This is a genomic window from Celeribacter marinus, assembly GCF_965656515.1.
GTDB lineage: Bacteria > Pseudomonadota > Alphaproteobacteria > Rhodobacterales > Rhodobacteraceae > Celeribacter > Celeribacter marinus_D.
The window spans coordinates 17703-29858 of record NZ_CBFHKW010000030.1; the positions used below are offsets into that span (position 1 = coordinate 17703).

At 57.8% G+C, this 12156-nt stretch carries 10 protein-coding genes; 3 read left to right on the plus strand and 7 right to left on the minus strand.

Annotated elements, in window-relative coordinates; genetic code table 11:
• Nucleotides 1-107: 107 nt before the first annotated feature.
• A complete protein-coding gene (locus ACTG34_RS08380; RefSeq protein WP_439104495.1) occupies nt 108-1274 on the plus strand; it encodes an ROK family transcriptional regulator in 1167 nt (388 codons plus the stop codon).
• Nucleotides 1275-1289: 15 nt separating this feature from the next.
• On the opposite strand, the gene ACTG34_RS08385 is transcribed toward ACTG34_RS08380, so the two are convergent.
• Genes ACTG34_RS08385 through ACTG34_RS08410 form a run of 6 tightly spaced genes read right to left on the minus strand, consistent with a single transcriptional unit; the run spans nt 1290 to nt 7998 of the window.
• The gene (locus tag ACTG34_RS08385; protein ID WP_439104496.1) at nt 1290-1502 is read right to left on the minus strand and encodes a formate dehydrogenase subunit delta; all 213 of its coding nucleotides are present in this window, start codon (nt 1500-1502) and stop codon (nt 1290-1292) included.
• Nucleotides 1499-2236, minus strand: a complete 738-nt coding sequence (fdhD, locus tag ACTG34_RS08390) for a formate dehydrogenase accessory sulfurtransferase FdhD (RefSeq protein WP_439104497.1) — start codon at nt 2234-2236, stop codon at nt 1499-1501. The genes ACTG34_RS08385 and fdhD overlap by 4 nt, the downstream gene beginning before the upstream one ends.
• Nucleotides 2233-5094, minus strand: coding sequence for a formate dehydrogenase subunit alpha (gene fdhF, locus ACTG34_RS08395; RefSeq protein WP_439104498.1), 2862 nt, complete (start codon nt 5092-5094; stop codon nt 2233-2235). Before fdhF ends, fdhD begins: the two co-directional genes overlap by 4 nt.
• A complete protein-coding gene (locus ACTG34_RS08400) occupies nt 5091-6611 on the minus strand; it encodes a formate dehydrogenase beta subunit (protein ID WP_439104499.1) in 1521 nt (506 codons plus the stop codon). The genes fdhF and ACTG34_RS08400 overlap by 4 nt, the downstream gene beginning before the upstream one ends.
• Complete coding sequence (locus ACTG34_RS08405; RefSeq protein ID WP_439104500.1) at nt 6608-7069, minus strand: NAD(P)H-dependent oxidoreductase subunit E; 462 nt, start codon at nt 7067-7069, stop codon at nt 6608-6610. Before ACTG34_RS08405 ends, ACTG34_RS08400 begins: the two co-directional genes overlap by 4 nt.
• Before the next feature lie 11 nt (nt 7070-7080).
• Complete coding sequence (locus tag ACTG34_RS08410) at nt 7081-7998, minus strand: LysR family transcriptional regulator (RefSeq protein WP_439104501.1); 918 nt, start codon at nt 7996-7998, stop codon at nt 7081-7083.
• A 156-nt stretch (nt 7999-8154) separates the two neighbouring features.
• On the opposite strand from ACTG34_RS08410, the gene ACTG34_RS08415 reads away from it, so the two are divergent.
• Nucleotides 8155-9264, plus strand: coding sequence for an S-(hydroxymethyl)glutathione dehydrogenase/class III alcohol dehydrogenase (locus tag ACTG34_RS08415; protein ID WP_439104502.1), 1110 nt, complete (start codon nt 8155-8157; stop codon nt 9262-9264).
• A 3-nt stretch (nt 9265-9267) separates the two neighbouring features.
• Nucleotides 9268-10113, plus strand: coding sequence for an S-formylglutathione hydrolase (gene fghA / locus ACTG34_RS08420; RefSeq protein ID WP_439104503.1), 846 nt, complete (start codon nt 9268-9270; stop codon nt 10111-10113).
• 6 nt (nt 10114-10119) lie between these two features.
• On the opposite strand, the gene ACTG34_RS08425 is transcribed toward fghA, so the two are convergent.
• Nucleotides 10120-11868 (minus strand): sugar phosphorylase, encoded by a 1749-nt coding sequence (locus ACTG34_RS08425; RefSeq protein WP_439104504.1) that lies wholly within the window; start codon nt 11866-11868, stop codon nt 10120-10122.
• Nucleotides 11869-12156: the final 288 nt, after the last annotated feature.

The window sequence follows — 12156 nt, forward strand, 5'->3', positions numbered from 1 at the left end:
AAACGGAACTTGCTTAACTGATCTGATTCTGACGAGTGCGTCAATAAATAAATCCATTTGATTTATTAAAAGGTTTGAGGCAGAGTCACACGATTGGAGGAAGAGTTGTGAGCAAAAGCGAAGTCAAAGACCTGCGATCTGGCGTCAACCAGATTGGGGTGCGCGCACTGAACGAGCGGCTGGTGATGTCGCTGATACAGCGCCATGGTGGCACGCCAGGCAGTGAGTTGGCCAAGCGCACGGATTTGTCCGCCCAAACAGTGTCTAACATTCTACGCAAGCTCGAATCCGATGGCCTTGTACGCCGCGGGCAACCTCAACGCGGCAAGGTGGGTAAGCCGTCAATCCCAATGGAAATCGTCCCAGATGGGGCACTGTCGTTTGGTCTCAAGATTGGCCGCCGTAGTGCAGATTTGGCGGTTATGAACCTTGCGGGGGAGGTGCTTGGCCAGAGCATTGTGACCTACCGGTATCCAATGCCCGATCTGATTTTCGCGTATCTGAAAGAGGGTATGGAAAAGCTGTCCGATGCGCTCAGTGCGACCCAAGTGTCCCGTATTTGCGGAATAGGCATCGCGGCCCCGTCCGAGATTTGGAGCTGGGGGGATGCCCTTGGCGCGCCGGAAGACTTTAAAATCTGGCGCGATATAGACTTCGCTGACGAAGTTGCAAAGTTTTCCGATCTCCCGCTCTTTATTGAAAATGACGGAACTGCGGCGTGTCGTGCGGAATACATTTTCGGGCGCGGGCGGGAATTCCACGACTACGCCTATTTCTTTATCGGCTCTTTCATCGGCGGCGGAATCGTGCTCGATTCTACCGTTATCGAGGGACGCCAGCGCAATGCGGGATCCCTAGGCTCGCTCTCCGTTTCAAGCGCCCCGCATCAAGAGTGCGCTTTGCTGGATGTTGCGTCTTTGTATGTCTTGGAGGCTGCTGTCGCAAAGGCGGGCGGAGACACAAATTTAATGTGGGCGATGCCGCAAGACTGGTCGAGCTTTGGGACATCGCTTGATGATTGGATCCTCGCGTCTGCCAAAGCGCTGGCTCACGCGGTGCGCAGTGTGGTCAGCGTGATCGATTTTGAGGCTGTGATGATCGATGGTGCGTTTCCGGATGATGTCCGCATGCGCCTTGTGGCGCAAACCCGTCTGGAGTTTGAGCGTCTTGATGTGCGTGGGATCACTGTGCCGCGTATTGAACAGGCACGTGTGGGCGGCAATGCACGGGTCATCGGCGCGGCGTCCTCGCCCATCTTGCAGCAGTTTTTCTAGCGTATTCTGCCCCATTTAGTGGGACGTGAGAGACTGTGCCGCGTCCAGTGCGATTGGGTCAAGCCCTGCACCATCTCTTTGCGCAAATTGGATAAGTTGTGCACGCATTGTCGGATCCCAAAAATCCATGATATGCGCCGCAACTTTACCCGCTTTATCCGTGTCGGGTTGGGTGGCGAAAAACGTGGCGATCTGATTCACCATGCGGATCATTTTTTCATCCGTCATTGATCTACCTCCTTAGGTGCGCCTGCGTAAAAGATGATGTCAGAAGGCGTGACAACGCCAAGTGTCATACCGATCTCACGCGCCAGTTCCACGGCCGCTTTGGTTGGGCGGGACACTGAAAATAGCGCCGACAGGCCCGCGCGGGCGCATTTTTGCACAAGGTCGATGGACAGGCGCGAGGTCATCAAAATTCCGGCGTTTTGCAAAGGCGTGTTCGTCAACGCGCCGATCAGTTTATCGAGTGCGTTGTGACGCCCCACGTCCTCGCGCACGATCTGTAATCCTTGGGCGGTAAAGACCGCCGCCGCGTGCATCGCACGCGATTGCTGATGCATAACTTGCTGTGCGTCGAGGGCGGCGAGTGAAACGCGAACGGCCTCAAACAGGGTAGGTAATGCGGGGGGCACACGGGGCGGCCTTGCGGTTGCGGCTGTCAGGCTTTCGATCCCGCACAACCCGCATCCCACTGGGCCGACAGAGGCACGGCGGCGCGCGTCGAGTGCGCTGGCGCGCTCTTGCGCAATACGTCCACGCACTTCTATCCCCTCATCATACTCGTGCACCTCACAGTCGGTTACATCTGTGCCCCAATCGACGATCCCCTCGCTGACGGCAAAGCCGCGCAACAAATCGGTGAGATCGTGCGGCGTGGACATCAAAACGGCAACGGTCGAACCGTTGAGCACAAGGGCCACGGCCACCTCGTCGGGCAAATTATGAGTGGGCGCGCTCATTGTGGTGGGTCCGAAATGCGGCGCGCTTGCGTGGCGTGCGCGTGGTAGCGGTCTTGCCAATCGGTTGGCCCGTTTGACAGGGCGACTTGCACCGCTGTGACTTTATATTCGGGACAGTTTGTAGCCCAATCGGAGTGATCGGTGGTCACAACGTTGGCCTGTGTGGCGGGATGATGGAACGTGGTGTAGACCACGCCTGGTGACACGCGGTCGGTCAGGGTTGCACGCAACGATGTCTCCCCCGCCCGCGATGCCAGACGCACATGGTCACCCTCAGTGATGCCGCGTGTTTCGGCGTCATGGGGATGGATCTCCAACACATCCTCATCGTGCCAAATGGTATTGGCGGTGCGCCGCGTTTGTGCGCCAACATTGTATTGCGACAAGATACGGCCCGTGGTCAAAAGCAGCGGAAAGCGCGGGCCGGTTTTTTCGTCTGTGGCCACATATTCGGTGATGATCAAACGGCCTTTTCCGCGCACGAACCCGTCGACATGCATGATCGGTGCGCCATCGGGAAATGCATCGTTGCAGGGCCATTGCACAGAGTTCTTCGCATCAAGCATCTCATAGGTGACGCCTGCAAATGTCGGTGTGGTGGCCGCAATTTCCGCCATGATTTCGCGCGGGTGTGTGTAGGTCCAGTGCGCACCGCATGCATTGGCGAGGCGCTGTGTGACTTCCCAGTCTGCATATCCGTTTTTTGGGGCCATAACACGGCGCACACGGTTGATACGGCGCTCTGCATTGGTGAATGTCCCGTCCTTTTCCAAAAACGTCGAACCGGGCAAAAATACATGCGCGTAGTTTGCAGTCTCATTGAGAAACAGATCGTGTACGATCACACATTCCATCGCCGCAAGACCCGCTGCTACATGTTTGGTGTCGGGGTCGGATTGCAAGATATCCTCGCCCTGAATGTAGAGCGCTTTGAACCGTCCAGCGACTGCGGCATCCAGCATGTTGGGAATGCGCAAACCTGGTTCGGGATTGATTTCCACGCCCCATGCTTGTTCATAAATGGCGCGGGTATCGGGGTCTTTGACATGGCGATACCCCGGCAATTCGTGTGGGAACGATCCCATGTCACACGCCCCTTGGACGTTGTTTTGTCCGCGCAACGGGTTCACGCCCACGCCCTTGCGCCCGATGTTGCCGGTCAGCATCGCAAGGTTGGCGATCGCCATGACGGTGGTTGATCCTTGGCTGTGCTCGGTGACGCCAAGCCCGTAGTAGATGGCACCATTGCCGCCTGTTGCAAACGCCCGTGCCGCAGTGCGCAGTGCCCCCGCATTCACGCCCGTAAGCAAAGCCGTGGCCTCTGGGCTATGGCGGGGATCCGATACAAAATCGCGGTAGAGTTCGAATTCGTCCCAATCGCAACGCGTGCGGATAAAGTCGGCGTCGAACAGGTCTTCGGTGACGATCACATGCGCGAGGGCGGTGATCACGGCCACGTTGGTTCCGGGTCTGAGGGGGAGATGATGGCCTTCGCCCATGTGCGGGGTTGCAAGCAAATCGATGCGGCGCGGATCGACCACGATCAGTTTGGCCCCTTGACGCAAGCGTTTGCGCAGACGTGAGGCAAACACCGGATGCCCGTCCGTGGGGTTCGCGCCGATGACGATCGCCACGTCCGTATGTTCGACACTGTCGAAATCCTGTGTGCCCGCAGAGGTACCGAACGCTTGGCCAAGGCCGTAGCCCGTAGGCGAGTGGCACACCCGTGCACAGGTGTCGGTGTTGTTGTTGCCAAACACGGCGCGGGTCAGTTTTTGGACCAAGTAGGTTTCTTCGTTGGTGCACCGGCTCGACGTGATAACGCCTACGGCGTTTTTGCCGTGTGCGTTTTGGATGCCTGCAATGCGATCGGCTGCAAACCCGAACGCCTCGTCCCATGAGACTTCGCGCCATGGCTGATCAACGCTCTCGCGGATCATCGGTTTGAGAATGCGGTCGGGGTGGGTGGCATAGCCGTAGGCAAAGCGCCCTTTGACACAGGAATGCCCACGGTTTGCGCGGCCCTCTTTGTGCGGGGTCATGCGCACCACGGTATCACCGTTCAACTCGGCCTTGAACGAGCACCCCACACCGCAATAGGCGCATGTTGTGATGACGCTGCGGGTGGGCGTGCCAAGGTCGCGCACGGATTTCTCTTGTAGTGTGGCTGTGGGGCAGGCTTGCACACACGCGCCGCACGACACGCAGTCGGAGGACAGAAAATCGTCAAGTGTATCGCCAGCGCAAACGCGGCTCTCAAACCCGCGCCCCTCGATGGTCAGCGCAAACGTGCCTTGGACCTCTTCGCAGGCGCGCACACAGCGCGAGCAGACGATACATTTGCTGGGGTCATAGGTGAAATAAGGGTTGCTGTCATCGACGGGCCGCCAATCCTGAGCATCCTCGAAATGGTTGGCACCCTTGGCATAGCGCACATCGCGCAGGCCAACCATTCCCGCCATATCTTGTAATTCGCAATCGCCATTGGCCGAACAGGTCAGACAATCCAGCGGGTGATCGGAGATGTATAACTCCATCACGCCCTTGCGCAGTTTTTGGACCTTTTCGCTTTGGGTGTGCACAACCATTCCGTCCGCCACTGGAGTGGTGCAGGACGCGGGCGTGCCGCGCCGTCCTTCGATTTCGACGACACACAGGCGGCACGACCCAAAGGCCTCGACGCTATCGGTGGCGCAGAGTTTGGGAATTTTTAGCCCTGCCTGCATCGCCGCACGCATCACGGATGTGCCACTTGGCACTGTGATGCCATGCCCGTCGATTGTCAGGGAGACTGGCGCGCCGTTTTGTTTTGGCGTGCCATAGTCGGTGTCGTCCCATGGAATGATGATGTCTTTCATTGCGTGACCTCCGCGGTCGTGACACCGAAATCTTGGGGCCATCCATTGAGGGCCGATAAAACCGGATAGGGGGTAAAGCCGCCAAGTGCGCAAAGTGATCCATCGCGCATGGTGTCACATAGGTCTTCGAGTAAGGGAATGGCCGCGTGGTCGCCGTTCCGAATGCGCGTGATTGTTTCTATTCCGCGCGTCGATCCGATGCGGCAGGGGGTGCATTTGCCACAGCTTTCGATGGCGCAAAATTCCATTGCGAATTGCGCAAGCGCTCCCATGTCCGCGCTGTCATCAAAGACCGTCAGGCCCGCATGGCCTATCAGGCCGCCCGCGTTATCAAACTCCTCGTATCCAATGGGTGTCTCAAATTGGTCTGGTCGCATAAACGCGCCAAGCGGCCCGCCGACTTGCACCGCTTTGACGGGCTTGCCTGTGGCCGTCCCGCCGCCAATGTCTGTCACGACATCACCCAAAGTCATGCCGAACCCTGCCTCGAACAGCCCGCCATATTTGACGTTTCCCGCGAGTTGAAGTGTCACGGTGCCCTTGCTGCGGCCGATACCAAAGGCGGCATAGTGAGCCGCGCCATGCTCAAATATCACAGGGATTGTGGCGAGCGAGATGACGTTATTGACCACCGTAGGTTGGCCCATAAATCCTTCGAGCGCAGGGAGGGGCGGTTTGGCGCGTACCGTTCCGCGTTTGCCCTCAAGTGAGTTGAGCAACGCCGTCTCTTCGCCGCACACATACGCCCCTGCGCCGACACGAATATCCACGTCGAACGCCGTTCCCGTGCCGAGAATGTCCTCGCCAAGCAGGGCGTTTTCGCGCGCGATGTCGACGGCGGCACGCATTACACGAATGGCCACGGGGTATTCGGATCTTAGGTAGACATAACCGCGTGTGGCCCCAACGGCGAGGCCGGCAATTACCATGCCCTCGATGAGGGAGAACGGATCGCCCTCCATCAACATCCGATCGGCAAAGGTGCCACTGTCGCCCTCGTCGGCGTTGCACACGATGTATTTTTGCGAGGCTTGCGCGCTGCGCACTGTCTCCCACTTGAGGCCCGTAGGAAACCCCGCGCCACCGCGCCCACGTAGGCCAGATGCTGTGACCTCTTCGACCGTTTGCTGCGCACTCATGCTCAACGCGCGTTTGAGGCCGACAAGACCGCCATGCGCGGCGTAACTCGTCAGGTCGAGCGGGTCGATGAGGCCGCAGCGCGCAAAGGTCATGCGTGTCTGGCGCGCGAAAAACGCGATGTCCTCCACACGGCCAAGGCTTTTTAACGTGCCCTCCAAAAGCGCTGGGACATCGGAGGGAGAGAGCGGGCCAAACGCGCGCCGCCCTTGGGCATCTTCGATCTCCACCAACGGTTCCAACCAAACCATTCCGCGCGACCCATTGCGCACAATCTCGACGGTAATGCCGGTTTTTGCGGCATAGGACGTGATCGCTGCGGCCACGTCATCGGCGCCCAAGGCCACCGCCGCACTATCGAGGGGGACGTAGATTTTCATGCGCCCACCTCGCTTGCAAGACTTTGTGCACTCACCCGTCCGCGCGGTTGCCTGTCGACCAACGCTGCAGGTCCACAGGCGCACAGGCCAAGACAATATACGGCCTCAACTGTGATGCGGCCATCGGGTGTTGTGCCGAAGTCTGTCAGGCCAAGACGCTCGAAAAGGGCCGATTGTGTCTCGGTCGCTCCGACCGATTGGCAGGCTTCTGCGCGACACAATTTGATTGTGTGATGGCCGTTGGGGCGTGTTTTGAAGTCGTGGTAAAAGCTGACAACGCCGTGGATTTCCGCCCGTGTGATCCCGAGTGCGCGGCCCAGTTGAGGGTAGGTGTCTTCGTCGATATGACCAAAGGCCTCCATCATGTCATGCAAGATCGGCAACAGCGGACCTTCGCTATCGCGGTGTCGCGCAATGAGACGCGATAGGGTGTCATCAGTGGGATCGGTTGCGGACATGATGGCTCTTCTTACGCTTGTTTCATTGAGGGGGTGACTGGCGACTTGGACGTTGAGATATGGGCTGCGGCGGCCATGAGGGCTGTCAATGCGGGTGTTTCACTGGCACGGCGCGGTGCGGCAAGTCCGACCGATTGTCCTAGGCTTTGCGGCGTTATGGGGATGATTTTTAACGCCGATCCCGCACATAAAAACGTGGCGAGATCCCATGACAAGATCGTCACCCAACCTGTTTCTTGAACGGTGCGGGCCAACACAACGGTCGAGTTGGACTCCAACCTGACATCGGGTGTCACGCCTGAGTTTTGAAAATGCGCGTCGATGATCCTGCGCCCTTGCATGTCTGCCGTGAGCAAGCACATCGCAAGCCCGTCAAAATCAGACCACGCCATATCGGGGCGGGCCGCGAGCGGTGTGTCTGCGCGGGTCACGGCCACCGGGGTTTCGGTGTAAATGGGTTCGACAACCACATCGCCCAATGGCTCATTGTTCAAATAGGTCAGGCCCGCGTCGATGTCGTGGGCTTCCATCATGTCGAGGATTTCCAAAGAGGTACGAGACAGAATTGTGACTCGTACATTCGGATGGTTCTCGCGCATTTGTGTCGCTAGACGCGCGGCCCATGTGAGCGCGGACGGGATTGCAGCAAGGCGGATTTGTCCCGAAAGCTCCGCGCCAGTCCCGTGCATTTCGGCGCGCAATTGCTGTGTGTCCGCCGCGATCCGCTGCGCCCAGTGCAGGGCGCGCTGACCCTCGGGTGTCAAGCCGCCAAAGCGCGATCCTCGCAAGATGAGGGTCACGCCAAGTTGGTCTTCGAGCTGCTTTATGCCGGCTGACAATGTGGGTTGCGTTATGCCAAGCGTTTTGGCCGCGCGTCCGAAATGTCCCGCGCGGGCAACGGCCATGAACATTTCCAACTTATCGATCACGTTCGGATTTCCTGATTGATTTCTATGCTTTTGATAGGCTATTCCCTATCAAAAGAAAAGCTGCCACGGGTGTATTTTTCGTGTCGGCCTTCCGTCTGCTTATCGTCGGCTTTCCGTCGGGCCTTTTGTCGGCCCGCACCAATTTGGAGTACCCTTATGAAGACCCGTGCCGCTGTCGCTTTTGAAGCCAACAAACCCCTCGAAATAGTAGAGATCGACCTGGAAGGCCCCAAAGAGGGCGAGGTTCTGGTCGAGATTATGGCAACAGGTATTTGTCATACGGATGCCTACACGCTTGATGGGTTGGACAGTGAGGGATTGTTCCCTGCGGTTCTGGGCCATGAGGGGGCGGGGATTGTGCGCGCGATTGGCGCGGGTGTGAAATCGGTTCAACCCGACGATCACGTCATCCCGCTTTACACCCCCGAATGTCGCCAGTGTAAATCCTGTCTGTCGGGCAAAACCAACCTGTGTACCGCCATCCGCGCAACACAAGGCAAGGGCGTGATGCCCGATGGCACATCGCGCATGAGCTACAAAGGCGAGACAATTTATCACTATATGGGCTGTTCGACCTTTTCCAATTTCATCGTCGTGCCAGAGATTGCGGTGGCCAAAATCCGTCCCGATGCGCCGTTTGACAAAGCCTGTTATGTCGGCTGTGGCGTGACCACGGGTGTCGGTGCGATCACCAACACGGCCAAGGTCGAAGCGGGCGCAAACGTCATCGTGTTCGGCCTCGGCGGGATTGGCCTTAACGTGCTGCAGGGCGCGCGGATGGTTGGCGCGGATAAAATCATCGGCGTGGACCTCAACAACGACAAAAAGGCATGGGGCGAACGGTTCGGCATGACCCATTTCGTCAACCCGTCCGAGATCGACGGCGATATCGTCGAACACCTCGTGGCGCTGACCGATGGCGGCGCGGATTACACGTTTGATTGTACCGGCAACACCACCGTGATGCGTCAGGCATTGGAGGCGTGTCACCGTGGGTGGGGTGTTTCCACCGTGATTGGCGTGGCCGAAGCGGGCAAGGAAATCTCAACCCGTCCGTTCCAGTTGGTCACAGGGCGCGTCTGGCAAGGCACAGCCTTTGGCGGCGCGAAAGGGCGCACAGATGTGCCCAAAATTGTGGATTGGTACATGAACGGCAAGATCGAGATTGATCCGCTGATCACCCATGTTCTCACGCTCGATGAGATCAATAAGGGTTTTGATTTGATGCATGCGGGCGAAAGCATCCGCTCTGTTGTGGTATTTTGATCTATGAGCCTCGAAGTCATTTCGCAAATCCGCAGCCATGGCGGTACGCAGGGCGTCTATAAACATGCCTCATCCGCAACGGGGACAGACATGGAATTTTCCGTGTTTGTGCCCGATCATGCGGCGGGGGCGACCCTGCCCGTGGTGATTTACCTGTCGGGGCTGACCTGTTCGCAGGCCAACGTGACCGAAAAGGGCGAGTATCGCGCGGCCTGTGCCGCGTTGGGACTGATCTTTGTTGCGCCGGACACAAGCCCTCGCGGTGCGGACGTGCCGGACGATGTCGAGGGGGCGTATGATTTCGGCCTTGGGGCGGGGTTTTACGTCAATGCGACCGAGGCGCCGTTTGGTCAGAATTACAACATGCGTGACTACATCGAGCGCGAATTGCATGCGCTGATTGGTGCGGACTTTCCCGCCGATATGAGCCGTGTTGCGATCATGGGGCATTCGATGGGCGGACATGGCGCGCTCACGATCGCGCTGCGCAATCGCGATCAATACAAATCGGTATCGGCGTTTGCACCGATTGTGTCGCCGCTGAATTGTCCGTGGGGGGAAAAGGCGCTTTCGGGATATCTGGGGGCGGATCGCACGGCGTGGCGGACCTATGATGCCTGCGCGTTGATCGAGGATGGCGCACGAGTTGCGGATATTTTGGTCGATCAAGGCACGGGCGATAATTTCCTAGAGACACAACTCAAGCCCGATTTGTTGGCGGCGGCTTGTGCCGCGGCGGATCAGCCGCTCACTCTGCGCATGCAAGAGGGGTACGATCATTCGTACTTCTTTATCTCGACGTTCATGGCGGAGCATCTGGAATGGCACGCGGCACGTTTGCGTGCTTGAGCTCTCTTAGGGACGGTTGGACAGCCACCGGCATTGATAGGGCGCAAAGGTGAGGTCACGTTTGGCGGGGTCGATCCGCTCGCCCGTCAAAATATCCCACCATTTCTCGCCCTCAATGAGGTTGATGGACTGGAGCGGGATGGTGACGGGGTGATCGGTGACGTTATGCATGGCAAAGATAGACTGATCGCGTTCGCGTGATTGCCGCCACAGGCCAAAGATCTCTTCGCCAAGTTGCATGGTGAACTGTGTGGCGTTTGGATTGAACGGCTTATGTGCGGTGCGAATGTCAATGCGGGATTTGAGCGCGTCTAGCACGCGGGCGTGGATCGAGGCCGGATCATCTAGGTGTGCACGCAGCGCGGGATAATCCCACCTGTGGCGATTGATCGCGCGTTTGACATCGGTTTTGGCAACGCCGTCATGGTCGTTGGGGGTGCCGAGCAGAGAGTGGATATAAAAGGCCGGAACCCCCTCCAGGGCCATGACGATGGTTTGTGAACATAAAAATCGTTCAAATTGGTGATCGTCTTGGCCGCCTGAAATTGTCCCTTTGCACGCGTCAAAAAAGGTGATGTTCATTTCATACGGTTTCTCAGACCCATCGGCGAGCGCGCGCATGGAGATCAGCCCGCCGAACTCTTTGACCGCGCCGATCATGTCGCCCAATTCGTCCCCCGATAGCAACCCTTCGGCGCCGCGCACGCCGATCCCGTCATGGGATGCGGAAAAGTTGAGATAGGCGCACCCGTGTTGTGCGGGCGGCATGCGCATCAGCCACTGGTTGAGATGGAGCGCACTTCCCGACATCAGCGCGTGCAACAACAGCGGCGGGAGGGAAAAGTTGTAGATCATATGCGCTTCGTTGCGGTTGCCAAAATAGCTTAGGTTTTCGGCATTTGGCACGTTGGTTTCGGTGATGAGCGCAACCGGATCGGCATTGTAGTCGCATAGCAAACGCATGAGGCGGACAATGGCGTGGGTCTCGGGCAGGTGGACGCATGAGGTGCCGAGCGTTTTCCAAATGAACGCGACTGCATCAAGGCGGATGATCTGGACGCCGTGATCGATGTGAAGCCGCATGATCCGCAAAAATTCCAGCAAGACCTCGGGATTGTGAAAATCCAGATCGACTTGATCATGGCTAAAGGTGCACCAGACGTGTTTTGTCCCGTGGGCTGTGTCCACTTCGCGAAGCAACTGCGAGGTGCGGGGGCGCACAACCTCACTCAAATCATCGCTCGGCAATGCCTCGGCAAAGAATTGGTCGTAGGGGGCATGCCCTTGTAAGTAGTCGGTAAACCAATGGGAAAGTGACGAGACGTGGTTTAACACGAGATCGGACATCAGGCGAAACTCGCTTGCGATGCGCTCGATATCCTCCCAGTCCCCCAAAGTGCTATTCACGGTGCGGTAATCCGTCACCGCAAACCCATCGTCGGAGGTGAACGGAAAGAACGGCAGGATATGCACACCGTTGATCGTGCCCATCAGATAGCGTTGCAAAAAGTCGTGCAGCAGATCAAGGGGCTTGTGTTTGCCGTCTTGGACCGAATTCCCGTAGGTGATGACCACGCTGTCTTTCTCGGACCAAAGCGTTTGACCGGGGGCGCGTGCACGGTTGCGCTGCTCGGACGGATCGGGCCAAAAGGCGTCTGTAATCTGTGTGCGCAGCGCATCGGTGTCGTGATCTGGATAAATCTGGATCAAGAGCGCATCTAGGCGCGCTCGCAATTGAGATGATACGATCTGCATAGGTCAAAAGCCGCGCCGTTGTTAAATCCTTACATTTTTAGATCAAACGGGCGGCGTGGGTTCAATGATTGACCCTGAAACACCACGGCATAAACGCGGCGTTTTCCGTGTGTGCTGAATTTTCAGGCAGTTGTGCGTTATGCGCGATCGCCCGCGTTCGTATTGACGAGCCATCCATTTGGCCCCGCAATCCGGTCGGGCAGAGTCGCAATCATGACCTCGCGCAGTGCAAGAACGGTCATCGCGGCCATTGCGATTTGATCAAAGCTGAGCGTGGCGAGTGACATA

What these genes read in the sequence shown, in the direction of transcription:
- ACTG34_RS08385 (WP_439104496.1), bottom strand. Translation starts at nt 1,502, where the DNA reads ATGACGGATGAAAAAATGATCCGCATGGTGAATCAGATCGCCACGTTT.
- fdhD (WP_439104497.1), bottom strand. Translation starts at nt 2,236, where the DNA reads ATGAGCGCGCCCACTCATAATTTGCCCGACGAGGTGGCCGTGGCCCTT.
- fdhF (WP_439104498.1), bottom strand. Translation starts at nt 5,094, where the DNA reads ATGAAAGACATCATCATTCCATGGGACGACACCGACTATGGCACGCCA.
- ACTG34_RS08400 (WP_439104499.1), bottom strand. Translation starts at nt 6,611, where the DNA reads ATGAAAATCTACGTCCCCCTCGATAGTGCGGCGGTGGCCTTGGGCGCC.
- ACTG34_RS08405 (WP_439104500.1), bottom strand. Translation starts at nt 7,069, where the DNA reads ATGTCCGCAACCGATCCCACTGATGACACCCTATCGCGTCTCATTGCG.
- ACTG34_RS08415 (WP_439104502.1), top strand. Translation starts at nt 8,155, where the DNA reads ATGAAGACCCGTGCCGCTGTCGCTTTTGAAGCCAACAAACCCCTCGAA.
- fghA (WP_439104503.1), top strand. Translation starts at nt 9,268, where the DNA reads ATGAGCCTCGAAGTCATTTCGCAAATCCGCAGCCATGGCGGTACGCAG.
- ACTG34_RS08425 (WP_439104504.1), bottom strand. Translation starts at nt 11,868, where the DNA reads ATGCAGATCGTATCATCTCAATTGCGAGCGCGCCTAGATGCGCTCTTG.